Raw genomic sequence first — 26614 nt, 5'->3', positions numbered from 1 at the left:
TCAAGAACGAGCAGCTCACCACAGTTTACGCGTCGCTTGTTCTAACGTTTCACTGTCATCGGGTCATGCCGCGCCTTTCATCGAATCGAAGGCTTTCAGCAAATCATCCATGGCGGCCTTGCAGTCGGCCTGGACCGGGCTGCTTTTGCGCAGGGCGGACAGGGCATGGTCGATGGCTTTATCCACCACATGCCAGTCGCTGGCGGCACGGGGCTTGATGCCGGCTTCCGCTTCGTCCCAGGAGGTTTCCAGATCCTTGATCCGGGCTTTAGCGCCCGGCAAGTCATTTTTGTCGACGAGGCCGGCGACGTCGACGGCGATATTGTGGAACTCGGACAGATCGCCCAGCTTCGAGCCCGCGACGCTCTGGCTGGCGGCACCGCCCGAGGTCGCCGCAGCATTGGGTTTGTCGGCGGGTTTGGAGCAGCCGGCCGCGATGCTCAGCAGTGCGATGGAGGTGACGATGGCGACGTGGCGAAGAGTGTTCTGGAAGAAACGCATGGCGATGGATTCCCTGAATGAAGAGTTGTTGAGTCGAGAGCTAATGATTTAAGGGCTACTGAGTGATCTGCTTGCGGTTGCCGACGCTGATCTGCGCCACGGTGACCAGCATGACGATGACGCAGAGGAACAGGGCGCTGGTCCAGGTCGCGCCCATGCCCAGCCCGCCGTAGGTTTTGGACTGCGTCAGCAGATCGCCGAGGGAGGCACCGAAAGGGCGGGTGAGGATGTAGGCGATCCAGAAGGTCAGCACCACATTGCCGCCCAGGCGCCAGGCGATCAGGGTCACGGCAATCAAGGCGGCGAAAATCACCGCGCCCAGGGTAAAGCCCAGGCCCAGCGCTTCGGTGGCAAGATCGCCCGCCGCCGTGCCCAGGGCGAAGGTGCAGAGCACCGTTGCCCAATAGAAGAGCTCGCGCCGGGGCGTATCGATTTCACGGATGGAAAGGTTGTGCTCGACGCGGTACCAGACCAGGAAATTGACCACCAGCAACACCGAAAACACCGCGGTGCTGGTGTACAGGCTGACGTCCAGTACGTCGGTGAGGATGTCGGTGATCTGGGTGCCGACGATGCTCACCAGAACCACCGTGAGCCAGTAGATCCAGGGGGTGTAGGTCCGCGAACGCAGCTGGAGGATCAGGGTGATCGCCAGCAGTACGGCCATGGCGACACTGGTCCCGCCGAGCCCGAGGCCCGCGTCGACGGCGAGAAAGTCCGCACCGGTTTCACCCACGGTGGTGGACATGATCTTGATTACCCAGAAGGACAGCGTCACTTCGGGCACTTTATTGAGCAATCCGGCGATGGTCGGGTTCATGTCGGTCGAGTCTCCTTTGACAGCGCGCTTATGTGCGCAATGCAAAGGCTACTGACCGAAACTTAGCTCAGACTGAGGCGGGAGAAAACGAGAGCGCTGCGTTGACGCCATAGGCTCTGTGTAGGAGCTGCCGAAGGCTGCGATCTTTTGATCTTGCTTTTAAAAACAAGATCAAAAGATCGCAGCCTCGTTTCACTCGACAGCTCCTACACAGGGGGAACTCGTCGCGAGGGCCATGGCGCCGATCAGGTGTGCACCAGTGCGATGGTGAACGAGACCACGATCATGCAGGCGAAAGCGAAATTGAGATTCATGAAGTTATCGTCCAGAACATTTTTAATGGGGCCATTCTGAACAGGGGCAGGGGAAATAAAAAATTCTGCTCAATGATTTGAAAGATCGAAAGAAATGATACTTCGTGCTCTTTTCCGGGAATGTCGGTTTGTATTTGCCATGGGGGTTGGCTAATCTCGCGCAAACACGCAATTACATGCATAAACAGGCATTAAGCGGGCACAAACATGCACGACCAGCATTCCTCGGCGGAGCTTCCTCATCTGCGCCGCCAGAAAATCCTCCTGATCCTCGAGCGCGACGGCAAGGTCATGGCCTCCGAGTTGAGCCAGCACTTCGCCGTGTCCGAAGACACCATTCGCCGCGACCTGTCGGAACTGGCCACCGCCGGCCTGGTGCAACGGGTGCACGGCGGGGCGCTGCCGCGGCCCAAGGACACCGGCAAGGACTACTTCACCCGCATCAGCGAAACCGACGAGGTGAAGACCCGATTGGCGCAGTTGGCGGCCGGTTGGGTGGAGAACGGCCAGACCGTGATGTTCGATTCCGGCACCACCACCTTGCAGGTCGCGCGTTCGTTGCCGTCGGACATTGTCATCACGGCGGTCACGGCCTCGCCCATGACCGCGATCACCTTGTCCGAGTACAAGGGCATCAAGGTGATTCTGGCGGGTGGGCAACTCAATCCGGCGACCCTGTCCGCCGGCGGCCATGAAACCCTGCGCCTGCTCGAAGGCATCAAGGCCGACCTGCTGTTCACCGGGGTTTGCGCGATACACCCGCAAGTGGGCATCAGCTCCCTGCACTTTGACGAAGTGCCGGTGAAGCAGGCGATGCTCGACAGCGCGTCCCGGGTAATCGCCGTGACCACGGCGGACAAGCTGGGGGCGGTGGAGCCGTTTGTGGTCGCGCCTTGTTCGCGTCTGCATGCACTGATTACCGAGCGCCATGTGGCCTCGGGCAATGTCGAGGACTACCGCGCGCTGGGGATCGAGGTGGTGCAGGTCGATATCTGAACCAAAAAAATCCCCCCGTAGGAGCGAGCATGCTCGCGATGCACCCGAGAACACCGCGGGGTATCAGTTGACCCGCGTTATCGTTGACGTACATCGCGAGCAGGCTCGCTCCTACAGGGGGCTTACGTTATTTGCCCCGTCGCCAGACCTTGATGTAATCGATGCTGAAGGTCGACGGCAGGTCGGCATCGTCGACCACGCCGAACCAGTCCCACATGGCTTCGCTGTCGAAGACGATCTGCATCGGGAAGAACCAGTGGCTGTTCTTCGCTTCCCTGACCAGCACGCCGTCGACATACCAGCGAAGGATGTCGGGCTGCCAGTCCAGGCCGTAGACGTGAAAGTCCTCGGCCAGCCGCCAGGGGCTGGTCCAACTGGCGCCTTCGGCCAGGTGGGCGGCGCTGGTCGGGGTCGCCCAGACATGGGCGTTCATGTTGTACAAACGGTCGAATCTGGCGTCTTTGGTTTTACCGCCGATTTCGAAAACATCGATTTCCGTCGCATTGTCGGCAAGCCCGGTCCAGGCCAGCCAGAACGCGCTGGAGCCCGCAGAGTTCATGGGCCTGGCCCGTGCTTCGTAGTAGCCGTAGCTGCCGCGTTCGATAGTGCGGACCATGGCGCTGCTGTAGTCCTTGTAGCCCAGGCGTACATATTTGTCGGGCAGGGTTTGCTTGCGAAAGACGATGTTCAGATGACCATCGCTGACGCTGGCGTTCTCGGGGGTGAACAGGGCTGGCTTGCGCCCCAGCGAATCAGTGCCGGTGGCGTTGTTGACGTGCCAGCGTTTTGGGTCGAGGGCGTTGCCGCTGAAGTCGTCGGTGAGGCGCCGGTCCAGTTGCCACTGGCCGGCATTGGCCTGATCGGACAGCGGCAGGTTGGCGTTTTTCCGTTGCGGCACCGGGCCGAGGGGACCGGAACGGGTCCAGGCATTGGCTTGCGGTGGGATGGCGACTTTCCATTTTTGCGCCAGATACCCAAACACCGCCTGACGCTCGGCCTGCGTGGCCAGGGGGCGGTCGTACACCAGCACTTCGGCGATATCGCCCCGCAGGATTTCCGAAGTACCCACCAGGTTGCGGCCGACAGCGAGCGGGCCGAGGGGCACATCGCCGGTTTCCAGGAAGGCGAGGGCAGGCTCATAGGCGGTGGTCTGTTGCACGCTGATGCCGAAGTTCGGCGCCACGTTGTCGTTATCGGCCAGTTGTGGACGCGAGCTGAACAGGCGTTGCCAGGCTTTGCCGCCGGCCTGTTCCGGCAGCCGCCGCGACACGACAAACAGCGTGACTGGCCCTCTTGCCGTGCGCAGCGCCCCGGCACTGAACGCCGCCGTGCCATTCAATCGCACCACACCATGGCCGTTAAGGGCCGCGCTGACGTATTCGGGCAATGCAACTGGCGCTGCATTGTCCGCGTTGACGTCATTGCCGTGGCCTGACTTGTCCCGCCAGCGCAGCACACGACCCTGTTCATTGAGGCTGACGTTGGAGGCTTGCGCCGCATCGAGCCACAGCACCAGGCCCGCGGTGGGTGGTTGCGAGGGCGCGGCCGAGACCTCGAACATCATGCTGATCGACAAGAGACCCAGTAGACATTCCCTGATCATGGGCAGGCTCCATCATTTCATGGCCATCGCTACCGGCATGGGTGGGTGGGAGTGGTAACCAAAGGGATTGGATGACTGCCATCGCCAGGTGTCGATGATCATCTGCTCCAGGTTGCGTTGTGCGTGCCAGCCCAGGTCGCGCTCGGCCTTGCTGGGGTCGGCCCAGCATTGGGCAATGTCACCGGCACGGCGCGGGGCGAAATGGTAGGGGATCCTGATGCCGGTCACGTCTTCGAAGCTGTGAATGATCTGCAGCACGCTGTAGCCGGTGCCGGTGCCGAGGTTCCAGATGTTGATGCCTGGGCTGTAATGCAACATCTGCAACGCCTTGAGATGCCCTTCGGCCACATCGACCACGTGGATGTAATCGCGCACGCAAGTGCCATCGACGGTGGGGTAGTCGTTGCCGAACACCGTCAGCTCCGGGAGCCGACCGATGGCGACCTGGGTCAGGCAGGGCAGCAAATTGTTGGGGAGGCCATGGGGGTCTTCGCCGATCAACCCGCTTTCGTGGGCGCCGATGGGGTTGAAGTAGCGCAGCAGCGCGATGCTCCAGCGCGGTTCGGACAACGCCAGGTCCTGTAGCAGCTCTTCGATCATCAGCTTGCTGCGGCCATAGGGATTGACCGGATGGCCGGTGCCCAGGTCTTCGGCGATCGGGATCTGCGCGGGGTCGCCATAGACCGTCGCCGAAGAACTGAACACCAGTTTGAATACGTGGGCCCGGGCCATGGCCTGGCACAGATTCAAGGTGCCGGCCACGTTGTTGGCGTAGTACTCCAGCGGCTTGCGCACGCTTTCGGCGACGGATTTCAGGCTGGAGAAATGCATCACCGCGTCGATGTCGTAGGTCGCGAAAATTTCGTCGAGCAGTTGGGTGTCGCGCACGTCGCCTTCGATGAAATCGACGTTGCTGTGGGTCAATTGCTCCAGCCGGTGGATGGACTCCCGACAGCTGTTGCACAGGTTATCGAGCACCACCACCGAGTGGCCGGCGTCCATGAGGGTCAGTACGGTATGGGAGCCGATGTAACCGGCCCCGCCAGTGATCAGCGTGGTTTTGCGCATGGTGGGCGTTCCTGTCACGGAGAGGTTTCGGGGGGAGAGGGTCAGCGGGTGGTGAATACCGATTTGAATTCCTGTGGCCAGCGCGGGTGCAACAGGCTGTAGGCCAGCGCATAAGTCAGCGCGCCGATGCCAATGGCGCAGGCCAGGTGCGCATATCCGTGCACCGACAGCCGAGGCACCAGCCATAGCACCGCCGCCGTCATCACCAACGAGGCCGCCACACTGCGGTAGTTGGAGGTGAAAAACGCGTGCCAGTCATAACCGATGGCCGCCTTCAGGCCGCGAATCTGCAACGGCGTCACGATCACCATCCGCGCAAGCAATGCCAGGGCGGCGGCCATGCCGCCATACAGCGGGCCCAGGCCGTAGACCAGTGCCAGTGCCAGCAGCGTGGTGCCCACTTCCGCCTTGAGGGTCAGGTGCGTGCGGTTGACGGCCACCAGCGCCGTGGTGGCGTACATCGCGGTGTTGCCGATGGCGGCGGTGCAGGCCAGCACTTGCAGCAGGGGGATCGCGTCCGCCCACTTGGCGCCGAAGATCAGCAGGATGATGTCCTCGGCGGTGACGGCAATGCCGATGAAAACCGGTGTCAGCAGGAAGCCGCTGACCGCTGTCGAATCGCAGATGAAGCCGATCAACCGCGCTGGTTCGGCGCTGCGCCTGGCGAACGCCGGCAGGGCGTAGCTCATCAGGCCGTTGTAGAACGCCGTGCGCGGCAGGTCGATGATGCGCATCGCCAGGTTGAACATGCCCACGGCATGGGTGCCAGCGGTGATGCCAAGGACCACGTTGACCCCGCGCTGCAGGGTTTGCGAACTCAGGGTGTTGATGGCCACCGGCAGGCCGGTCCTGATCAGTTCGCGCAGAAACGGGCCGTCGATGATCCATGGGATCCGGCGACGGTCGCCGTTCATCAACACCACGATGGACACCAACTCCATGACCAATGCCTGGGTAATCACCGCCCAGGCGCCCAGGCCCCAGAGCGCTACGGCGATGCCGGTCACGCCGCCGAACACCTTGCCCAGCAGGGTGCGCGAGGCCAGCATCCTGAAGTTGCTGCTGCGGCGCATTTGCGCGACATACACCCGCGCCATCATGGTGAACAGGATCTTCACCGAGGCCACTGCGGTCATCCATTGCAGGCTGGGGGAGTCCAGCCATAGCACCGCCACGCCGCTGATGATCGCGATCGACACCAGGCTGGCCAGCACCGCCGCCCAGAACGCCGTGGCAATCTGGCGCTCGTCCAGGCGTTCGAGGCGCACCAGCGGATCTTCCAGCACCGAGGAGTAGAGGATGCCGATCACTTCGACGATGGCGATGATGATCGTGCCCACGCCCAGTTCTTCCGGCGACAGCAACCGGGCATAGATGATGAAGGTGATCATCGACAGGAAGATCAGGCCGAATTTCTCGGTGAAGATCCAGGTCAGTGTGACGAGGCGTTGATTGGTCATGGGGTGGAACCCGGTGGGGCATTCGATTGAATGGAACCGACCAATCAGGACGGCTTGAGCAACGTTCTGAACCGCGCGTAGAGGTAGCGCAGGGTCGGTTTGCCATGGAAGAAAATCAGCGTCTGCCAGGAGTGGCCGAGCATCTGCCCGAACACCTTGATCACCTGCGCATGATCGCCACGCCGGGAGAAGGCATTGAGAAATTCGGCATGGTTGGCCAATACGAAATGAATGCGCTGTTGCCGGGTCAGTCGCTCGCCGTAGCGCGCCAGGTACAGCTCGATGAATTTGACTTTGTAGGGGTAGTATTTTTGTGGCTGCGCGGTGATGTTGTCGCTGTCCACTGCGCGCCTGAGCAGAACCTGCGACACGGTATGGATCTCCCAACCCTCGGCGATCCGAGTCCATAGCAGGCGGTCTTCGGCGAAACGCAGGGATTGATCGAAGCCGCCCAGCGCACAGACCACTTCACGCACCACCAGCACGCCGGACGTACCGTTGATGACGTTCTCGCGGATGAAATCGGCGAAGTGATTGCCGCCTTTGCAGCGCTCTTCAAGCTGCTGCCGGCCATCGCTGAACACGCTCATCTGATAGCAATCGATCAGCCCGACCGCATGCCCCTGGGCGGTCAGGCGGTCATATAGCGCCAGCTGTTTTTCCAGCTTCTGCGGATGCCATTGATCATCGGCATCGAGGAACGCAATGAAGGTTTCCTCGGCGGCAAAGATGCCCCGGTTGCGGGCGCTGGCGGGGCCCTGGTTGGCCTGCTGCAACAGGGTCAGCTGAAAAGGTGCGGCAAAGTCCCTGACCCGTTGCGCGCAGTCGTCGCTGGAACCGTCGTCGATCACGATCACCCGATCGGGCTGGCGGGTTTGCAGGGTCAGGGACGCCAGGGTCTGTTCGATGGTGCTGGCGGCGTTGAACATCGGAATGACCACGCACACCGAACCCGGTGCAGAGGGGTTGTTGCTCAACATGGGCTTTTCTCCTTGGGCGCGACCCTGGCGGCCGCACCAGTGAACACTCTGCGTTGCGCCGCCATGGGCGATTCTGCGCGCTGGCTGGCGGCACCGAGCCTGGCGTGGTGATGCCGGAAGGACAGGGCCAGGATGCAGAACACCAGAAACTCGGCGGAGCGGTAATTGGGGATCACATACGCCACGTAATTGGTGACGATGAACAGGCCGATGATGACCAGGGCACTGGCCCGATACTGCGCCGCCTGGTCCGCCGTCACGGCGCGATACTGCTTGACCAGCGCTTCGGCCAGCATCAACCCCAGCGCCGTGAGTTGCACGACGCCGCCGTTGAGCAGGGTTTCCATGTAGCCGCTGTGGGCGTTGCCGATGTAACCCCAGCGCGCAATGAACGCGTCGGCATCGGCGCTGGACCAGAAGGCACCAAAGCCGTAGCCCCTGACCATTTGGGCATCGATGAAGGGGCTCAGAAGCTCCCAGATCTGCATGCGGTCGGTGAGTGTCGGGTCACGCCCCAGCAGTTCCAGCAACAGTGTGTAGTTGCCGTAGAGAAACGCGCAGATCAGCCCATACAGCACCGTGGCGGCAAAGAACGCCAGCAGCGAACGGTTGATGCGCAGGCGGATCATCGTCAGGAAGTACCAGTAGCTCGCCGCCCCGGCGCAAATCAGCGCCAGCCCCGTGGCGGACTGCGCCAGCCCGATGGCCACCAGCGAGCACAGGGCGCTGAACATGGCCCAGGGGTTGCGTCGGCGGATCATCGGCAGCAGCAACACGATGGCGATGGCGTTGATCCGCGCGCCGGCGTTTTTTTCCGGGAAGATCCCCTTGAACGCGCCGTCGCGAATACCTCCGGAAATGAAAGCAATGTCCGGCAGGACCAGGGCACAGACAAGCCCGATGAACGCAGCGGCGCCGATGGTGCAGCCAAGCACGAAGCTGATTTTTTCGAGGCTGTAGTTGTAGGCGATGTAGCCGGCGAAAAACACCACGCTCATCAACGCGACAAAGCGTTTGAGGCTGAGTATCGGGTCCTGGGACCAACTGATCGACGCGGCGACGCAGAGTACGAACAGCAGGAGAAAGGCGTTTTGCCGATAAAAGGTTTTGCTGAGGAAAACCTTGTGGCGGATGAAGAAAAACAGCGGCACCAGCAAAGTGATCAGCCCGCAGACCTGATTGACCAGGTTGCCCTCCAGGTCACGCTGGGCGTCGTCCACGCCCGATGCGCCGCCCAGGCTGGTAAAAAAGGCGATCACTTGCATGTAAAACAACACGCCGAACAACGCGAACAGATCGCGCAGCGTGCTGTACCTGACGGGCAGTGAGTTCATGGCTGCGGACTCCCGAGCAAGGCGCGCAGGTAGGTCTTCACCGCCCGCGCATTCATGAAGCGGGCGGCGGCGTCGATACGTGTCTGGCGCCGTGTATCGAACGGGGCGTTGAGTTCGGCGCTGATGGCTTGCGCCAGCGCCCCAGGGTCATCGACCGGCACCAGCGGCGCGACGACGCCATTCTGGAGAATGTCCAGCGGGCCATGGGGGCAGCGGGTGGCGACCACCGGCGTGCCAGTGGCAAGGGCCTCGACCAGTGCGTTCGGGCTGCCCTCGAAACGCGACGACAGCACAAAGCAATCGGCCGCCGCGACTTGCGCCATGGGGTCGGCGGTGTAGCCCGGCAGGTCGACCCGATCGGCGACGGCAAGCGCACGGGCCTGATCGAGCAAGCGCTCCCTGAGCGCGCCTTCACCGAAGATGATCAGGCGCGTTGTGCGATCCGGCAGCCGGGCGAAGGCATCGATCAAGGTGTCAAAGCCCTTCTGGTGCGCCAGGCGCCCCACGGCGACCACCACCGGTGTGGTTTTTTCCTGTAGCCAGGGATGCTCTGGCGCAGGTGGCGGCCGGTGGTGGAAGTCGTTGTCCAGCACCGGGTTGTCGGCAACGGTGACGTCGCGCGGGCGGGCGATGGTGGTTTGCACCAGATCCTCGGCAACCCCCCGTGACACGCAGATCACCGGATTGGGGATGAGCCGGTACAGCAGCGGCGCCACCTCGTAGGCCAGTCGTACCCGCAGTGACGGGTTGACGTGCTTGTCGTGGGAAAACGCGTTGCGTTCGCTGACATGCAGGCGCGACAGGGTCCCGGACAACGCCGCGGCGGCAATCGCGATCACGTTGACGTGGGTGAGGGCGGCCAGTTGGGCATCGAAACGATTGCGCCGCAGAAATCGCGCCAGGGCCGGCACGGCATTGGCACTGCGCCCGCTTTGCAGCTCGACTTGTTTGACGCGAGGGTCCAGGCCCCGGGCATGCACACCGCCACCGGTGAGCATCAACAGCGTCACATCAACCCCGGCGTCGGCCATTGCTCCGGCCAGGCGCGCCATCATCTTCTCGGCACCGCCGGCGCTGAGGTCATGCAGGATGATCAACAGCTTCTTCATAGGTTCCATACCTGGTAGTAGGCCTGTGCGGCCTGGCGACTGCCGTACTGGCGAACCGTTTCTTCGGCGATGCGGCCGGCCGGCATACCCGGACCCTCCGGAGTGAGGCTGTGCAGCAGTCCTTCTGCCAGCGCGGCTACATCATTGACCTTCACCAGACGCCCCAGCCGGCCGTGCTCGAGCAGCTCCCGGGGGCCGCTGCCACAATCGCAGGCCAGTGTCGGGGTACCCAGGGCCAGGGCTTCGATCAGCACCGTGGGCAAGCCTTCATGGAAAGAGCTGAGAATCAGCAGGCGGGCGTGGCGGATCAGCGGGTAGGGGTTGCTCAGGAAACCGGTGAAATGCACACGCCCGGCGATGCCCAGGCGTCGAGCCTGTGCGGTCAGCGCGGCGCGTTCCGGGCCATCGCCGGCAATCACCAGGTCCGGCAAGGGCTGTGTGCCCGCCAACGCCATGGCGTAGGCATCGAGCAGCAAGTGGAAACCCTTGGGCTGCACCAAGCGGCCCACGCCCAGCCAGTAGCTTGCGGGGATGCCTTCGGGCAAGGGTGCCTGTGCGGCGTTGAGCATGGACTCGGTAATCACCGCGTTGGGACAGTAACGGATGCGCTGGCGTCCCCAGGGCATCAGCTCTGCCAGGCCCTGGCGCAGGCCGTTGGATACCGCGACGACCTTGCCGCTGCCGCACAGGTACAACGCGTAGAGCAGGCGCAGGCTGACCGGCCCGGTTTTCTGCTCCGCGCAGTCAAGGGCGGCGTGGCGCGCGTAAATGACTCGGCAGCGGCAGTTCAGCGTGGCAAACCAGGTGCAGATATTGGCCTGTTCCTTGGCGGCGATCAGGTGCGTCACGCCTTCACGGCGAATGATCCGGCGCAGCAACAGGACTGACCGCAGCAGCCCGGTCAGGCCCTTGCCCGCGCCCTGGTAAAACGTCGCGCCTGGCTGCTGCGGCGTATCGCCGTTCATGACGAAAAAGCCGACCTGGCGACCTTCCTGCAAAAATTGCCCCGCCAGGCGCTGCTGTACACCCTCGACGCCTCCACCGGGGATGAAGTCCTTGAGAATGAACAGGATCTTCATGCTCGCTTCCCCGCCTTCGGGGCGCAGCAAGTCAACGGCCACCTTGCGGCGGGCGAACATGGACCACAGTCGCAGAAAGTTGCTCGGGTAGTTGAACAGGTAGCGCCTGATCGTGTGCGGCTCGCGGTACATGCGATAGAACGCGCGCAAATGCAGGCGGTTGATGATCTCGGGGTAGTAGTTGAGGGTCGCCGTGGCTTGTTGGCGAATGAAACCGCCACAGGTGAAGGCCACCCCGGCAAAACCCAGGTCCAGGGCCTGCTGGACGAACTGTTCCTGCAACCCGGCACCCAGCCCGGTGATCAGGATGTCCGTGGCGGTGTCGCGAATGTCGGCATGAATCTCCAGCGCTTGCGCGGCATCGAAGTAACCGTTGTGCGAACCGGCGATTCTCAAGTGCGGATAACGGTCCCTGATCTTGAGCAGGAACAGGTCCAGCTCCACTTGCCGGGCGCCGACGAAGTACAGCCGCAGGCCTCGTTGTTCGGCAGTGCGCAGCACCGGATCGGCGATGGACGTGAAGTCGAAACTGACTCGCTCCACGGGCTGCCCGGTCATGCGCGACATGAAGGTCGACAGGAGCATGCCGTCGCAGAAGTAGTGGATGCCGCTGTCCTCCAGGCGGTTGTCCCCGGAGCGTTCGAGGAGACTGCCGATGGAGGCAAAATTGATGAAGGAAAATGCCTTGTTGGTTTTAAGCAGCTCGGGTGTGAACTGCTCGACCAGTTTGAGCCTGATCATCGCCTGACTCCTTGATCAAAGTGTCTGCCGGCCTACGGAGTAGTAGGTGAAACCACGGTTTTTCAGGCGCTGGGGGTCGAACAGATTGCGTCCGTCGAAAATCACCGGCTGCCGGAGGCGCTCACTGAGCAAGTCGAAATCCGGGGCACGGAACGATTGCCATTCGGTGGCGATGATCAGGGCGTCGGCATTTTTCAGGGCCGCCTCCTTGGTGCCCGTCAGGGTCAGGTCATCGCGCGAACCATAGATGCGCTGGGCTTCCTCCATGGCCTTGGGGTCGAATGCCTGGACGCTCGCCCCGGCTTTCCACAAGGCTTCCATCAGGACCCGGCTTGGGGCTTCGCGCATGTCGTCGGTATTGGGTTTGAAGCTCAAGCCCCACAGGGCAAAGGTCTTGCCCCGCAGTGCGCCGTCGAAGTGCTCGAAAATCTTTCTGAACAGCGTGTGTTTCTGTTCGTGGTTGCGCGCCTCGACCGCCTTGAGCACCCGGGCATCGAAGTCGACGCCATCGGCGATGCGGATCAGCGCCTGCACGTCCTTGGGAAAGCACGATCCGCCATAACCCAGCCCCGGGTAGATGAACTGGTAGCCGATGCGCGGATCGGAGCCGATGCCGTGGCGCACCATTTCGATGTCGGCCCCGAGTTTTTCGGCAAGGTTGGCCATTTCGTTCATGAAGCTGATCTTCGTCGCCAGCATGCAGTTGGCGGCGTACTTGGTCAGTTCGGCGCTGCGGGCGTCCATGACAACGATTTTTTCCCGGTTGCGATTGAAGGGCTCGTACAACTCGCGCATCACCGCCTCGGCGTCGGGGCTGTCGGTGCCGATGATGATCCGGTCCGGGCGCATGCAATCCTCGACGGCGCAGCCTTCCTTGAGAAACTCCGGGTTGGACACCACATCGAACGTCAGCTCACTGCGACCGGTGTCGGCCAGGACCTGGGCGATATGTGCGCACACCCGGTCGGCGGTACCGACCGGCACGGTGGATTTGTCGACGACGATCTGGTGGCGCTGCATGTGCCGGGCGATGGTGTCCGCCACGCTCAACACGTACTGCAGGTCGGCCGAGCCGTCTTCATCCGGCGGCGTGCCGACGGCGATCAACTGCAACTGCGCGTGGTGCACGGCGGCGACCAGGTCGGTGTCGAATCGCAGCCGTCCGCTCTGGTAATTTTCGCGAACCAGGCTTTTCAGGCCCGGTTCGTACAGCGGCAGCGTGCCGTCCCTGAGCGCCTGCACCTTGCCGGCGTCGACATCCACGCACAGCACGTTGTGGCCTGCTTCCGCCAGCGCCGCACCCTGTACAAGGCCGACATAGCCAATTCCGAATACGCTCACATTCATCGGGAAAACCTCCGGGCATCTTGGGATCGATCCACGTCGATAAAGCGTCAGTAGATGTCTTTGGAAAACAGGGTGAAGGGCGTCTTGACCAGGATCTTGATGTCCAGCCACAGCGACCACTGGTTGATGTAGTTGAGGTCCTGGGCGACGCGCAGCTGCATTTTTTCCACGGTCTCGGTTTCACCCCGGTGCCCGGTGATTTGTGCCAAACCTGTTATGCCGGGCTTGAGCCGATGACGGGCCATGTAGGCGCGCACCTTGCCGGTGTAGTAGAGGTTGTGGGTCACCGCATGGGGACGCGGCCCGACCAGGGCCATCTGGCCGAAGAGCACGTTGAACAGTTGTGGCAATTCGTCGATGGAGGAGCGGCGCAGAAAGCGCCCGAGCGGGGTGACGCGGTCATCGTCGCGGGTGGCCTGGCGCACCTGCTGGTCGTCATGCACACGCATCGAGCGAAACTTCCAGACCTTGATGATTTGCCCGTCGTGGCCGTGACGATTCTGCTTGAACAGTACAGGGCCGGGGGAGGTGACCTTGACGGCAATCGCCACGCCTGCCAGCAGCGGGCTGAGCACCAGAAGGGCCACCGCCGCCAGGCTGCGTTCGAGCAGGTCCTTGCACAGCAGGCTGCCGGGGTGGGAACTGATCAGGCTTTCGTTGAGGTAGATCGCCGGCATGCGCTCGATCTCGGAGATCGACTGGTTGAGCAGCACCATGCTGCCCAGGTCCGGGATCCACACCACGTCGACGTTCATGTCCAGCAAGTCGATGTACAAGGCTTCGATGAGTTCGGCTTGCGCCATCGGCAGGACGATGTAGACGCGCCGTACGTCCATCTGCGCGATGATTTCGCGGATCTCGCAAACCCGGCCCAGCAGCGGCAGGACGCTGGGCGCCGGGCCCGTCAGGTCTTGGGTGGCGACGAAACCCAGTACCCGTGCATGTTCTGGCGTGATGAGCTTTCTGGCCAGCTCATCGGCGGTCGGGCAGGTGCCGATGATGATCGAACGACGCTGGTTGCAGAGCTTGCGCGCATGCAGCCGGGCCAGGCAATGCAGCGGCAGGAAGCTCAAGGCCTGCACCACGAAACCCAGGATGGCCCAGACGATGATGACCTGACGGGAGAACCGCACGCTGGTCTGGGTGATAAAGGCGATGGCCATGAGCACTGCGAGCAGAATCAGCCAGCCGGCCAGCAATCGCCCGGCGCCGTTCAACAGGCCATGACGCTTGTGATAGACCTGCATGGCGCTGTAGATCGGCATCGAGCCGAGCACACTGAGGGTCATCAGCACGCGATATTCGCTGGTCAGGCTGCCGACCCGCCAATACACCAGCAGCATCAGCAGCAGGTTGACCAGAACCATTGCGCACAGCCACTGCCCCCAGAAGGTCAGCCCTCGACGGTTCTCTATTTGATGGGTTATTTGCGGTGTCATTGGCTCAATCTCTAGACAGGGGCAGGCGCCGGCGCAGGGACGCTGCCGACGGGTATCGGTTCGAGTGAGTTCAAAAGTGGCAATCGAGGCCCGGCGTTCCGAGTGCTACCGGGAGGCGTACTCGTAGTTGTGGAACGTCTGTGAATGGCTGTAGCCGCCGTATTTGCGCGCCTTGCGCAGGTCGACCTGGTTGAGCACCACCCCGAACACCGCCACGTGGCTTTGTTGCAGCATGGCGAGGTGCTTTTGCACCTGGCCGACCGGCGTGCTGTCGGCCTTGACCACGTAGATCACCGCATCCGAATGCTGGGCCAGCAACAGCGCATCACTGACCATTTCCGCCGGCGGCGAGTCGATGATGATGTGCCGGTAACGCGTCTTGAGCACTTCGAGGATGCGCGCCAGACGCGGCGAGCTGAGCAGATCCTGGGGCGGCGGTTGCAGCAGCGGATCGCCCTGGGCCAGAGGCGAAGTCAGGCGTGGTGAACTGAAGAGGTCCTGCGCCGGCGAGGGGAAACTGCCGGCGGTCAACATGTCGAGGTTGCCCACGGTGCGAATGCAATCTTCCAGGCGTGCAGTGCCGGCAATTACGTTGGCCAGCCCGGGGGTGTCGGGCGGGAAGTCGAAGTTCAGCGAGAGGGTGGGCTGGCGCATGTCGGCATCGATCAGCAGGACGCGCTCCAGCGGGGTGAGTGAGCTGGCCAGGTTGTTGGCGATGGTGCTCTTGCCTTCTTCGGGGACGGTCGAGGTCACCAGCACAACCTGCGATGGTGCCTCGCTTTCCTGCAGCATCAACCAGGTGCGCAGGTTGCGAATGGTTTCGGAGAATCGCGGGTTGTCGTTGTCGTCGAACAGGCGCGCCAGTTGCCGCCGGCTCTTCTTCGCCACCAGGGGCACCACGCTGAGCAGCGGTATGTTGAGGGTGCTTTCGATGGTCTCATCGGTCTTGAAGGTGTTGTTCAGGGCGTCGAACAGGAAGGCCAGCGCCACGCCGATCACCGCGGCCACCAGGGCGACAATCGCCACGATCAGGGTCTTGCGCGGCTTGCTGGGTTCCACGGGAACGATGGCAGGATCGACGACCCGCGCCTTGGTCGAGTCCATGTCGGACGTCGCTGCGGTTTCCTTGAGCCGGGTGATGACGGTTTCATACAACGCCCGACTGGTGTCGACCTCCCGTTGATATTCGCGCAACTGGAATTCCTTGCGCGAGATGTCCTGGATCTGTGCCTTGTTGGTGTTGAAGGATTTGCGCAGCGCGTCTTCGCTGGCCACCGCCAGCTGGTACTGGTGCTCGATGCCGGCGATCACTTGCCGGACCTGGATGCGCAGGCTTTCGGTGGCGGTGCGCAGTTCCGAACGGGCGGAAATCAGGGACGGGTGCTTGGGACCATAACGCCCCGAGAGTTCCTCGACTTTGGCTTGCGCCTTGGCCAGTTCGGCCTGGAACTGCTGCACCAGCGGATTGCTCAGCACCGCGGGGACACTGGAGAGCCGGCTCAGGTCGCCGTTGCCCAGACCCTGTACCTGACGGTATTGGCTTTCCGCTTCGGCGCGGTCGCGGCGGGCGTCGATCATGCGATTGCCGGTCATTTGCAGTTCGTTGGCGCTGATGGTGGAGACCCCGTCGACATCCACCAACCCTTGTTCCTCGCGATACGCCTGAAGTTTGTCCTCGGCCTTGCGCAGGTTGTCGCGCAACTCGATCAGGCGTGTGTTCATCCAGCTGGTGGTGGTTTGCGCGGACTTCTGACTGGTATCGAACTGGCTGTCGAGAAAGCCCTGGGCCAGTGCGTTGGCGGCGGCGGCCGCCAGTTGCGGATCAGGCAGTTCCACTTCGATTTCGATCAGCTGGCTCTTGCCGACGAACTTGACGCTGGTGCGCTTCATGAAGTCTTGCGTGACCACATTGAACACATCGTCTTCCGTGGGCGTGGTCGCCATCGGCGTCAGGAACCCCAGGCCCGGCAACCATTGGCCTGCATTGAGGTCTGCCAGCCACTGGCGCGGCTTGAACCAGGAATGCGGTTGCTGGCGGGGATCGGTCAGCGGGTTGGTGGTCAGCTTGAGCTTGCGCACCGCCCGTTCCGCCAGGTCCCGCGATTGCAGGAGTGCCAGTTGGGTTTGCAGGTAGTCGGGCGTCGGCCCGCCCTTGTCGGTCGTCTGCTGAAAGTTCAGCGGCGGCGGGGCGGTGTCCTTGATCAGCAGGGTGGTGCTGCCGATGTACTGCGGGGTGATGCTCGACACCACCGCTACGGCCAGCGCACTGCAGAGCAGCACGCACCAACTGATGTTCCATTTGGCGCGCCAGATCACTCTCCAGAGTTTGAGCAGGTCAATGGTGTCCTTTTCTTCGCTGTGCTGCACGGGGGCAACCGCTTGAAGCGGACGTTCGATGTAGGTGCTTGGGCTGTTGTCCATGATTAGAAAAAGCCTTGTGCAATGGAAATGGTGTCACCGGGAGAGATCACGGTGTTGCGTGTGATGTTGTCGGTCAGTGTCTGGCCGCCGTCGCCGCGCACGATCGTCACGCGCTTGATCGAGGCGCGTTCGGTCAGGCCGCCGCCCAGGGCGATGGCCTTGTCCAGGGTCAGCCCCGGGACGAAGGGATAGCTGCCGGGCTTCTGCACTTCGCCATTGATATAGAAGGAGCGGTATTCGATCTGGCTCAGACTGACTTTGGGGTCGACCAGGTAACCCTGCTTGAGCCCGTCGACGATGATCTTTTCAACCTGGTTGGGGGTCAGGCCCTTGGCGGAAATTTCCCCGAGAAAGGGGTAGGAAAAGGTCCCCGCGTCGTTGAGGCGGATCCGTTTCAGGCTCAGCTCCGGTTCGCCGAACACCGTGATGCGCAGAACGTCGCCGGCCGCCAGTTTGTACTGGGTACCCGGATCGCCGGCGTGGGTAAGAGGGGACAGGCACAGCATGAGTAAGAGGCCAGGGATACGCGTATTCATGGAAAATCTCCTCAGAGACTGATGTCGAAGCTGACCTGGAACACGTTGCGTTCGTAGCTTTCGTTATCGGCATCGGAGTTGTTGTCGCGGTAGCGATAACCCACTTCGATGTCCATCCAGCGGCGCATCGCGTAGATCACTCCCAGGTGGTACTCGCGCAGATCGTCAGTGCGATTCTGTCCCTCGTAGACGTTGCGTCCTGCGCCGATCTGCGCCACGGAGGTGATGCGCTCCGTCCAGCCATGCCGCCAGCCGACCTGGGTAAAGGTGGTTTTGACGGCATCGGAACCATCGTCACCTTCGGCCAGGGCCTGGCGCGCCAGAAAGGTGAAGGTCGAGTAGGTGCGTGGCTTCCATTGCAGGTCCACCTGCCAGGTCGGGTTGTTCAGATCCTTGGACTGGCTTTCATCGAAATTCTTGCGTTCATAACCCACCCGCACCTTGCCGGTGGTGCGTGCGGTGATATCCCATTCGGCGCCGGCGAGCAGGGCATCGGATTTGCTGCTGCGGGGGCTGTTGGCTTGCAGGTAGTCGAAGATCTTGTGGTCGTACTCCACCAGGCCCCGGGTGTTGCTGCCGATGCGGTGGTACCAGGTGGTGGTCAGTGCGGTGGTGTTGCGTTCCTTGTCGTCATTGACGCCATCGGAGTTGTCGTAGCGAAGCTCTGCGTAATTGGCACCGAATTCAAGCTGGTTGGCGGCACTTCTGGCGCCGAAGGTGTAGAGACCGTTGACCTGGCTGTTCTGGATCTTGTCATTCTCGCCAGGGATCGCCGTGTCGGTGGTTCGCTCATACTTGCGCCATTCCCCTTCGAGTTTCAGGCGATGCCGGTCGGTGAACTCCATGATGCTCGCCAGTTGCACACGCTGCGCGGTATTGGAGGCGTCCGGTTCATCGTGATAGATGTTTCGGGTCGGTTGCCAGATCAAGCGGGTCGCGCTGTTGCGGTCTTCGGCCTTGAGCTCGAAGGAGGGCGCAATGCGCGTAACCATGGACGACTGCACGTTGTGCTCAAGTTCGCGGAAGTTGTCGTCATAACTTTCCGAGAAAAACAGCGTCGGGGTGAAGTTGAAGCCATAGATATCAATGTTCTGAGGGTCCAGGCACCAGGCATATCCCGGGTATAGCGTGGCCATAATAAGCGCGAAAGAGTTAAGAGGCTTTATGGCCATATCATTGCTCCTGGGAGTGGGTGCGCAGGTACGTCAATCGCCACCTGGTCACGTTCAGTGCAAGACTGGAATATAGATATAAGATCGAGTTTTAAGACCTTCGAAAGTCCACGGCTAGAGTGTTCTGGCAGCTAATTCATTATTGTTTTGATGAGGCGCAAGATCCCTGAGGGGGACACAGACACACTGGTCCCTATTCAGAAATTGAAGTAATAACATCACCCGCTCCGCGCCCAGCCTGGACAAAAAGACCCCCTCCAGAGGCGACAGTGGCCCCCGGGTTATTTGCAAAGTCTGGCCGGGTTGAAGCTCTAAGGTATTGGGTGAGTCGTCGCTCAGGCAGCGCATGCGCAGTTGCTCTATCACGTCATCGGCTACAACGGCCGGGCCGCGATTGAATTCAACGAATCGGCTGACGCCACGGGTGGAGCGTATCGGCGCCCAGTTGTCATCCTGGCTCAAGCGAACGAATAGATAGCCCGGAAACAGCGACTCGCAAACCCTTTGCGGTTTGCCGCGAATCAGGCGGGTGGTAGTGAGTTGCGGGCGAAAGCTGTCGTAGTTCTGGCGCAACAGGTTGATTTGTGCCCGGTCATCCTGACGCGGTTTGCACTGGAGCAGGTACCAACTAGAGCCATCGGTGCTGTTAGTTAGCATGCTTACAAACTCCGTACTTAGCGAAAGTTTAAGCGTCGTTGACCGTTCTGGTACCCGGACGCCTTCAGGTTTGCTAGGCAATGTTGGAGATGTGAACCCGGCGTAATTATTTTTATTGGGCTAAAGTGTGTATCAATAATGAAGCACTTTACGCCTGGGTCTTGACCGGCATGCTCATCGTCAATAAGACGGACAAGTACACACCGGCCGTTTTGCAGGTGAGACTGTTATAAGACTTAGGACTGATATACGTCTGGCATCTACCCAGATGAACTTGAGAGGTCACTGACGTATTTGTCCAGGGCAAAGCTACCGCACGGTCCGTGTATTGGGGCCATTAACTCGATAGCTACATTAGTGTTTCCCTTGGATCGGCGAACGCCGACTAGTGCTCCGATGTGGGCCTGTTTTTGTCAGGCCGGACATAGTTATCGGCCAGTCTGCAAGGCCTGTCAAACATTGAAAGTCAAATAAGGTGCCATTTATCCAGAAGTTCTGACGCGGTCCGGCAAGCGATTGTTTTGATGCATGAAATTTTTTTCATCGATTAAATTAAACTTTTACCGATCCTTGAAGTCGCCCCGCTAATACCAGCGCACAAGTGACGTCAATATGCCGTCACTGTATATTCGTACCGATGTAATTAACAGGTAATGTCACTAACTAACAGGATAAGTGGATCTGGTTCTGTTGCAAACAGAGGGCTATAAGTTATGGCTTCAACCCTCGACTGAATGATGGAACTGACCATGAAGACGACCGTGCAAGGCATCCGGATCACAAGTCGATTCAGTTCACCGGAGGCTGCCCGATGACGGTCCTGGTCACCGGCGCTGCCGGGTTCATCGGCTTTCACACCGCCAGGCGTTTGTGCGAGGACGGCCATGACGTGTTCGGCATAGACAACCTCAACGACTATTACGATCCAGCGCTCAAGCTGGCACGGCTTGAGCAGCTTGCGTCCGTGCGCGGCTTTCGTTTCGAGAAAATGGACATCGTCGACAAGCCGGCCTTGATGGATCTGTTTCGCGATCAGCGCTTCAGTGAAGTGGTGCATCTGGCCGCCCAGGCCGGTGTGCGTTATTCGCTCGACAGCCCGGATGTCTACGGGCAATCGAATCTGGTGGGGTTCCTCAATGTGCTCGAAGCCTGCCGGCATTATCGACCCGGGCATCTGATCTACGCGTCGAGCAGCTCGGTGTATGGCGCCAACAGCAAAATGCCTTTTTGCGTCGAAGATCCGGTCGAGCAGCCGGTTTCCCTGTATGCCGCCACCAAGCGCGCCAATGAACTGTTGGCCCACAGCTACTGCCATTTGTACGGCATCAAGGCCAGTGGCTTGCGCTTCTTCACCGTCTACGGGCCCTGGGGCCGACCTGACATGGCACTGTTCAAATTTACCGACGCGTTGCTCAAGGAGCTGCCGGTCGACCTCTACAACCAGGGCGAAATGGCCCGGGATTTCACCTATATCGACGACATCGTCGAAAGCATTGCCCGCCTGCGTACACGTGCGCCCGTACCGCAGGTGCCCGGCGAGGGCTGCAACCGCCTGTTCAATATCGGTCGTGGCCAGCCCGTGGCCCTGATGGATTTTGTCGAGTGCCTGGAGACGGCCCTGGGCCTGCGCGCGCGGCGTAATTTCCTGCCGATGCAGGCGGGGGATGTGGTCAAGACCTGGGCAGACACCCACGCATTGCAAGCGTGGATCGACTTCAGTCCCCAGGTTGGCGTCGAAGCCGGGGTGAGGCAGTTCGTGGAGTGGTATCGCGGTTTCTATCAGGTCTGAGCAAGACCTGTGTATCTGCCGCGCAGGAGCCGTGTAGGAGCTGTCGAGTGCAACGAGGCTGCGATCTTTTGATTTTTAAAAACAAGATCAAAAGATCGCAGCCTTCGGCAGCTCCTACAGGGGATCGCCTTAGCGTAGTTTTTCAAGCATCTGGTAGTACCACATGCCCGCCGCCAGCATCGGGTTGCCGAGCAGGTCGCCCATGGGCACGCGGATGTGCTGGCAGGCGGCGAAGGTGTCGAACTGCTGCAGTTGCCCGGTGATCGCCCGACCCATGATTTCGCCCATGATGTGGGTGGTGGCGATGCCGTGGCCGGAGTAGCCCTGGCAGTACCAGACATTGTCCGAAAGCTTGCCCAGCTGCGGGATGCGGTTGATGACAATGCCCATCGCGCAACTCCACTGGTAGTCGATGGCCACGCCCTTGAGTGCCGGGAACGTGCGCTCGATGCAGGGGCGCAGTTCGGCGGCGATGTCCCGCGAATCCTTGCCGCTGTAGTTGGCGCCACCGCCGAACAGCAGGCGGCCATCGGCGGTCAGGCGGTAGTAATCGAGTACGAAACGGCAGTCGTACACCGCCAGGTCCTCGGGGTTGATCTCCCTCGCCAGATCCCCCAGTGGCGCAGTGGTGACGATGCCACCCATGGCCGGGAAGATCTTGCCCTTGAGCTGGCCGGGTTCTAGCTTGTGGTAGACGTCGCCAGCCAGCAGCACCTGGTTGGCGTCGATGCGGCCATGGGCCGTGCGTACTCCTGGCGTGTTGCCATGGATGATCTCCAGCACTTCGCTATTTTCAAAGATCAAAGCACCGAGACTCTCCGCCGCTCGCGCTTCGCCGATGCACAGGTTCAGCGGGTGCAGGTGCATGTTGCGCATGTTCTTGATCGCGCCGTGGTAGAGGTCGCTTTGCAGCAGGTCGCGCACTTCGCTGCGGTCGAGCAGGCTGACTTCATCGCCCATGCCACGGCGTACCGCTTCCTCGTAATCCTTGCGCAAGCCGTCCATGTGGCTCGGCTTGTAGGCGGCGTGCAGATGCCCGTGCTTGAGGTCGCAGGCAATGCCGTATTTTTCCACCCGCTGCTTGATGATCTGGTGCCCGCGCCAGCGCAGGTGCCAGATGAAATCGTCCACTTCATCGCCGAGTGTGCGGCGCATCTGCTTGCGCATCGCTTCATCGCCGGAGAGGCTGCCGGTGACCTGCCCACCGTTGCGCCCGGTGGCGCCCCAGCCGATCTTGTGGCTTTCGACGATGGCAACTTTCAGGCCTTTTTCCGCGAGCTCGACGGCGGTGGCGACGCCGGTGAAACCGCCGCCGATGATCACCACGTCCACCCGATGGTGACCTTGCAGGGTCGGGTAGTCGGTTTCCTGATTGAGGGTGGCGGTGTAGTAGGAGTTGGTGCGTTGTTGAGTCATTTGGGTGTCCGGGCAAAAAGCGCTAGTGAAGGCAGTGGGGACCTTGTGGGAGCGAGCCTGCTCGCGATAGCGGTGTGTCATGCAGCAAAAATGTTGGCTGGCATGACCTCATCGCGAGCAGGCTCGCTCCCACAGGGGGATTGCGTGCATCCAACGGGCTCACGCCTCAGTCAGATACCACCGCCAATCCTGCTCACCCACCTCAGCCATGAACTGCCGATACTCCGCACGCTTGACCGCCAGATACACCCCCAGAAACTCCTGCCCCAACGCATCCCGCGCCCACACCGAATTCTCCAGCGCCGTCAGCGAGGTCAGCCAATCGGTCGGCAGCAATTGCTTGGCCTGCGCGTAGCCGTTGCCCTGCACCGGTTCACCCGGATCGAGGTCCTCGCGGATGCCGCGATGAATGCCCGCCAGGATCGCCGCAGCCGCCAGATAGGGGTTGGCGTCGGCGCCGCAGATGCGGTGTTCGATGTGCCGGGTGTTGGCCGGACCACCCGGTACGCGCAGGCTGACGGTGCGGTTGTCGACGCCCCAGGTCGGTGCCAGCGGTGCATAGCTGTTGGCCTGGAAACGCCGGTAGGAGTTGGCGTTGGGGCAGAACAGCAGCAGCGAATCGAGCAGCGACGCGAGCATGCCGCCGATGGCCGTGCGCAAGAGCGGGGTGCCCGCCGGGTCCTCGGAGGCGAACAGGTTGCGGCCCTCGGCATCGGCGATGCTGACGTGCATGTGCATGCCGGTGCCCGCCAGATGGTCGAAGGGTTTGGCCATGAACGTGGCCTGCATACCGTGCTTGTGAGCGACAGCTTTCACCAGGCGTTTGTAGCGCACCGCCTGGTCCATCGCCTGCAACGCATCGCCGTGTTCCAGGGTGATTTCCACTTGCCCCGGGGCGTATTCGGAAATCGCCGTGCGCGCCGGAATATCGTGGAGTTTGCACGCTGCATAGAGGTCGGCGAGGAACGGTTCGATCTGCTCCAGTTCACGCAGGCCATAGACCTGCGTATGCCTCGGTCGGCCACCGTCGGCATCCAGCGCCGGTTGCGGACGACCGTTCTGATCGCGCTTGGCATCGAGCAGGTAGAACTCCAGTTCGCAGGCCATCACCGGGTAATAACCCTCGGCCTTGAGCCCCTCGATGACCTTGATCAGCAGGTGACGCGGATCGGCGATGCTCGCCGGCAAGCCTTGCTCGGGGTGCATGCTGACCTGCACGGCGGCGGTCGGAATCTGCCGCCACGGCAAGCGCACCAGGCTGCCCTCCAGAGGGTAGGCGCGGCAGTCGATATCGCCCACATCCCAGACCAGCCCGGAGTTCTCGACATCATCGCCCTGCAAGGTCAGGCCGAGGATGGTACTGGGCAGCGGCCGTCCGCTTTCATACACCGCCAGCAGTTCTTCGCGGTGCAGCAGTTTGCCGCGCGGCACGCCGTTGGCATCGAGAATGAACAGCTCGAACATCTCGATGTCCGGGTTGTTGGCGAGAAAGTTTTGCGCATCTTCAAGGGCTGCGAATTTCATTGTTCGTCACTCACGTTGGCGCCCCGCGGGCGCACGGATTCAGGCCAGGACACGACGACGGAGACAAGTCCGGTGCGTGCTGACAGCGATAGCGAAAAGGCAGGGGCTCGAGCCGTTGCAAACGGACTCAGGCGAGCAGGGAGCTATCCGGCGGGCGTGCGGAGTGACGCAGTTTTGAGCGGCTCAAGGCCATGGGCAGGTTGACGATGCGGTTCATGAGGCAATGCCGTCCTCAGCCAGCAACGAGGCGGCGTGAAGCGAGACGTGATGCTCTGACGGTGCGTTGCGCATGACTCATGTTTCCAGGCGGAAAACGTCGGTGGCCGTGGACCGGCCATCCGGGGGTGTCTGGATACTAGGGGTGAAATCCACGCCTGTAAATGTTTGTTTCGTCGAACGGGTCAGGCGACAAGCTTCAGCCCCAGCCCGATCAGGCCACAGCCGATCAACACTTCGATCACGCCACGCTTGAACCGCAGCAGCGCCACGGCAGCGGCGATGGCGATCAGCAGGGAAGGCCAGTCCAGCTGGCCACTGAAGCCCTGGGGCCAGAGAACGTGGTAGGCGAAGAAGCACGCCAGATTGAGAATCACGCCGACCACCGCCGCCGTGATCGCGGTCAGCGGCGCGGTGAATTTGAGTTCGTTGTGCGTCGATTCCACCAGCGGCCCGCCGGCCAGGATGAACAGAAACGAAGGCAGGAAGGTGAACCAGGTCACCAGTGACGCGGCCACGGCGCCGGCGACGAATGCCTGGTCCGCGCCGAACACCTGATGCACATAACCACCGATGAAACCGACGAAGGCCACGACCATGATCAGCGGACCGGGGGTGGTTTCGCCGAGCGCCAGGCCATCGATCATCTGCGTCGGCGTCAGCCAGCCGTAGTGCCCGACCGCGCCCTGGTACACGTACGGCAACACGGCGTAGGCACCGCCGAAGGTCAGCAAGGCCGCCTTGGTGAAGAACCAGCCCATCTGGGTCAGCGTGCCTTGCCAGCCGAACAGCGCAGTGAGCAGGGCCATGGGCAGCGCCCACAGCAGTGCGCCGATAATGGCCAGACGCAACAGGTTCCAGCCATGGAAACGGGCATGGGCCGGGGTGGGTGTGTCGTCGTCGATCAGGGCCGGGCCGAAACTTTTGTTCGCGGCACTGTGCCCGCCGGTGCGGAATTTTTCCGGTGCCAGCCGCCCGCCGAAATAACCGATCAGCGCCGCGCACAGCACGATCAGCGGGAAGGGCACGTTGAGTACGAAGATCGCCACGAACGCCGCTGCGGCGATCCCCCATAGCCAGCCATTCTTCAGGGCGCGGGAGCCGATGCGGTGAGCGGCCTGCACCACGATGGCCGTCACCGCCGGCTTGATCCCGTAGAACAGCCCGGCCACCGCCGGCACTTCACCGAAGGCGATGTACACCCAGGACAAAGCGATCAGGATGAACAGCGACGGCAGCACAAACAGCGCACCGGCAATCACGCCGCCCCAGGTGCGGTGCATCAGCCAGCCGATGTAGGTCGCCAGTTGCTGGGCCTCGGGGCCGGGCAGCAACATGCAGTAGTTGAGGGCGTGGAGAAAGCGCCGTTCGGAAATCCAGCGCCGGCGCTCGACCAGCTCCTGATGCATGATCGAGATCTGGCCTGCCGGCCCGCCGAAACTGATGAAACCGAGCTTGAGCCAGAAGCGCAGGGCTTCGCGCAGGCTGACGGGTTCGGGCTTTAGGGGTTGGTTTTCCCTTTCCGGGGCAGGTGTGAGGCTCAAGCGAAGGTTCCTTGTGTTCAGGCGCTTTGAGCCAGTGACTGTAGCTAGGCTTGCGGCGGTTGCCCAGCCGCTTGTTTGTCAGCCGCTTGTTGATCGGCCACCTGCCAGCGCTCGACGGCGGTCCGGTCGCTGTCACGGGCATCGACCCAGCGCGAGCCGCCCGCGCCATCCTCGCGTTTCCAGAACGGCGCGTCGGTCTTGAGGAAATCCATGATGAACGCACAGGCGTCGAACGCCGCCTGGCGATGCTGGCTGCTCACACCCACGAACACGATCGGATCGCTGACTGACAACTGGCCGATTCGATGCACGATCTCGACCTTGTTCAGCGGCCACCGGGCCCTGGCGTTGTCGATGATTTTTTCCAGCGAGCGCTCGGTCATGCCGGGGTAGTGCTCCAGAAACAGACTGCTCACGAACTCGCCCTGATTAATGTCCCGCACGTAGCCGACAAAACTGACTACGGCACCCACCGCAGGATCGTAGGCCCGCAGGCTGTCGATCAACTGCCCGGCATCGAACGCTTTGTATTGCACGCGAACCGTCAT

21 protein-coding genes are annotated in these 26614 nt (G+C 61.6%); 2 read left to right on the top strand and 19 right to left on the bottom strand.

Annotation, left to right across the window (positions count from 1 at the left end; all coding sequences use genetic code 11):
- Positions 1-63 precede the first annotated feature (63 nt).
- Both ABTV29_RS18000 and ABTV29_RS17995 read right to left on the bottom strand, forming a co-directional pair.
- Positions 64-501 (bottom strand): hypothetical protein, encoded by a 438-nt coding sequence (locus ABTV29_RS18000; RefSeq protein ID WP_433765967.1) that lies wholly within the window; start codon positions 499-501, stop codon positions 64-66.
- A 55-nt stretch (positions 502-556) separates the two neighbouring features.
- The gene (locus tag ABTV29_RS17995) at positions 557-1321 is read right to left on the bottom strand and encodes a COG4705 family protein (RefSeq protein WP_433765966.1); all 765 of its coding nucleotides are present in this window, start codon (positions 1319-1321) and stop codon (positions 557-559) included.
- 521 nt (positions 1322-1842) lie between these two features.
- Here ABTV29_RS17995 and ABTV29_RS17990 point away from each other — a divergent pair.
- Positions 1843-2631 carry a DeoR/GlpR family DNA-binding transcription regulator gene (locus ABTV29_RS17990; RefSeq protein ID WP_433765964.1) on the top strand — a complete coding sequence of 263 codons (789 nt, stop codon included), beginning with the start codon at positions 1843-1845 and terminating at the stop codon, positions 2629-2631.
- 127 nt (positions 2632-2758) lie between these two features.
- Here ABTV29_RS17990 and ABTV29_RS17985 read toward each other — a convergent pair whose 3' ends face one another.
- The 13 genes from ABTV29_RS17985 to rfaH all read right to left on the bottom strand — a co-directional run bounded on the left by ABTV29_RS17985 (position 2759) and on the right by rfaH (position 19577).
- Positions 2759-4234 (bottom strand): family 16 glycosylhydrolase, encoded by a 1476-nt coding sequence (locus tag ABTV29_RS17985; protein WP_433765962.1) that lies wholly within the window; start codon positions 4232-4234, stop codon positions 2759-2761.
- 12 nt (positions 4235-4246) lie between these two features.
- Complete coding sequence (galE, locus tag ABTV29_RS17980; protein WP_433765960.1) at positions 4247-5302, bottom strand: UDP-glucose 4-epimerase GalE; 1056 nt, start codon at positions 5300-5302, stop codon at positions 4247-4249.
- A gap of 41 nt (positions 5303-5343) precedes the next feature.
- Positions 5344-6762, bottom strand: a complete 1419-nt coding sequence (locus tag ABTV29_RS17975) for an oligosaccharide flippase family protein (RefSeq protein ID WP_433765958.1) — start codon at positions 6760-6762, stop codon at positions 5344-5346.
- 44 nt (positions 6763-6806) lie between these two features.
- Entirely contained in the window at positions 6807-7742 is a 936-nt protein-coding gene (locus ABTV29_RS17970) for a glycosyltransferase family 2 protein (protein WP_433765956.1), read from the bottom strand.
- Complete coding sequence (locus ABTV29_RS17965) at positions 7736-9076, bottom strand: O-antigen ligase family protein (protein ID WP_433765954.1); 1341 nt, start codon at positions 9074-9076, stop codon at positions 7736-7738. Before ABTV29_RS17965 ends, ABTV29_RS17970 begins: the two co-directional genes overlap by 7 nt.
- Positions 9073-10185 carry a glycosyltransferase gene (locus ABTV29_RS17960; RefSeq protein ID WP_433765952.1) on the bottom strand — a complete coding sequence of 371 codons (1113 nt, stop codon included), beginning with the start codon at positions 10183-10185 and terminating at the stop codon, positions 9073-9075. The genes ABTV29_RS17965 and ABTV29_RS17960 overlap by 4 nt, the downstream gene beginning before the upstream one ends.
- A complete protein-coding gene (locus ABTV29_RS17955; protein WP_433765950.1) occupies positions 10182-12005 on the bottom strand; it encodes a WecB/TagA/CpsF family glycosyltransferase in 1824 nt (607 codons plus the stop codon). Before ABTV29_RS17955 ends, ABTV29_RS17960 begins: the two co-directional genes overlap by 4 nt.
- A gap of 15 nt (positions 12006-12020) precedes the next feature.
- Positions 12021-13352 (bottom strand): UDP-glucose dehydrogenase family protein, encoded by a 1332-nt coding sequence (locus tag ABTV29_RS17950; RefSeq protein ID WP_433765948.1) that lies wholly within the window; start codon positions 13350-13352, stop codon positions 12021-12023.
- Between the two features lie 47 nt (positions 13353-13399).
- Positions 13400-14791, bottom strand: coding sequence for an undecaprenyl-phosphate glucose phosphotransferase (locus ABTV29_RS17945; RefSeq protein ID WP_433765946.1), 1392 nt, complete (start codon positions 14789-14791; stop codon positions 13400-13402).
- A 105-nt stretch (positions 14792-14896) separates the two neighbouring features.
- Positions 14897-17212, bottom strand: a complete 2316-nt coding sequence (locus tag ABTV29_RS17940; protein ID WP_433765944.1) for a GumC family protein — start codon at positions 17210-17212, stop codon at positions 14897-14899.
- A 2-nt stretch (positions 17213-17214) separates the two neighbouring features.
- Entirely contained in the window at positions 17215-17748 is a 534-nt protein-coding gene (locus tag ABTV29_RS17935) for a polysaccharide biosynthesis/export family protein (protein ID WP_433765943.1), read from the bottom strand.
- Positions 17749-17759: 11 nt separating this feature from the next.
- Positions 17760-18884: an outer membrane beta-barrel protein gene (locus ABTV29_RS17930; RefSeq protein WP_433765941.1), complete on the bottom strand. Its 1125-nt coding sequence runs from the start codon at positions 18882-18884 to the stop codon at positions 17760-17762.
- A gap of 150 nt (positions 18885-19034) precedes the next feature.
- Complete coding sequence (gene rfaH, locus ABTV29_RS17925; protein ID WP_433765939.1) at positions 19035-19577, bottom strand: transcription/translation regulatory transformer protein RfaH; 543 nt, start codon at positions 19575-19577, stop codon at positions 19035-19037.
- Positions 19578-20388: 811 nt separating this feature from the next.
- Between rfaH and ABTV29_RS17920 the strand changes: the two genes are divergently transcribed.
- Positions 20389-21366 (top strand): NAD-dependent epimerase/dehydratase family protein, encoded by a 978-nt coding sequence (locus tag ABTV29_RS17920; RefSeq protein WP_433765937.1) that lies wholly within the window; start codon positions 20389-20391, stop codon positions 21364-21366.
- Between the two features lie 129 nt (positions 21367-21495).
- Here the strand turns inward: ABTV29_RS17920 and ABTV29_RS17915 are convergent, their stop codons facing one another.
- The 4 genes from ABTV29_RS17915 to moaE all read right to left on the bottom strand — a co-directional run bounded on the left by ABTV29_RS17915 (position 21496) and on the right by moaE (position 26614).
- Positions 21496-22782 carry an NAD(P)/FAD-dependent oxidoreductase gene (locus ABTV29_RS17915; protein ID WP_433765936.1) on the bottom strand — a complete coding sequence of 429 codons (1287 nt, stop codon included), beginning with the start codon at positions 22780-22782 and terminating at the stop codon, positions 21496-21498.
- 159 nt (positions 22783-22941) lie between these two features.
- Positions 22942-24306, bottom strand: coding sequence for a glutamine synthetase family protein (locus ABTV29_RS17910; protein ID WP_433765935.1), 1365 nt, complete (start codon positions 24304-24306; stop codon positions 22942-22944).
- A 401-nt stretch (positions 24307-24707) separates the two neighbouring features.
- On the bottom strand, positions 24708-26066 hold the full coding sequence (gene chrA / locus ABTV29_RS17905) for a chromate efflux transporter (protein WP_433765933.1): 1359 nt from the start codon (positions 26064-26066) through the stop codon (positions 24708-24710).
- Between the two features lie 44 nt (positions 26067-26110).
- Complete coding sequence (gene moaE, locus ABTV29_RS17900; RefSeq protein WP_433765931.1) at positions 26111-26614, bottom strand: molybdopterin synthase catalytic subunit MoaE; 504 nt, start codon at positions 26612-26614, stop codon at positions 26111-26113.

It is taken from the genome of Pseudomonas putida, from assembly GCF_050989985.1.
Classification (GTDB): Bacteria; Pseudomonadota; Gammaproteobacteria; order Pseudomonadales; family Pseudomonadaceae; genus Aquipseudomonas; species Aquipseudomonas putida_AI.
Note: the sequence above shows the minus strand (reverse complement) of the source record. Positions and strands in the feature narration are given on the sequence as shown.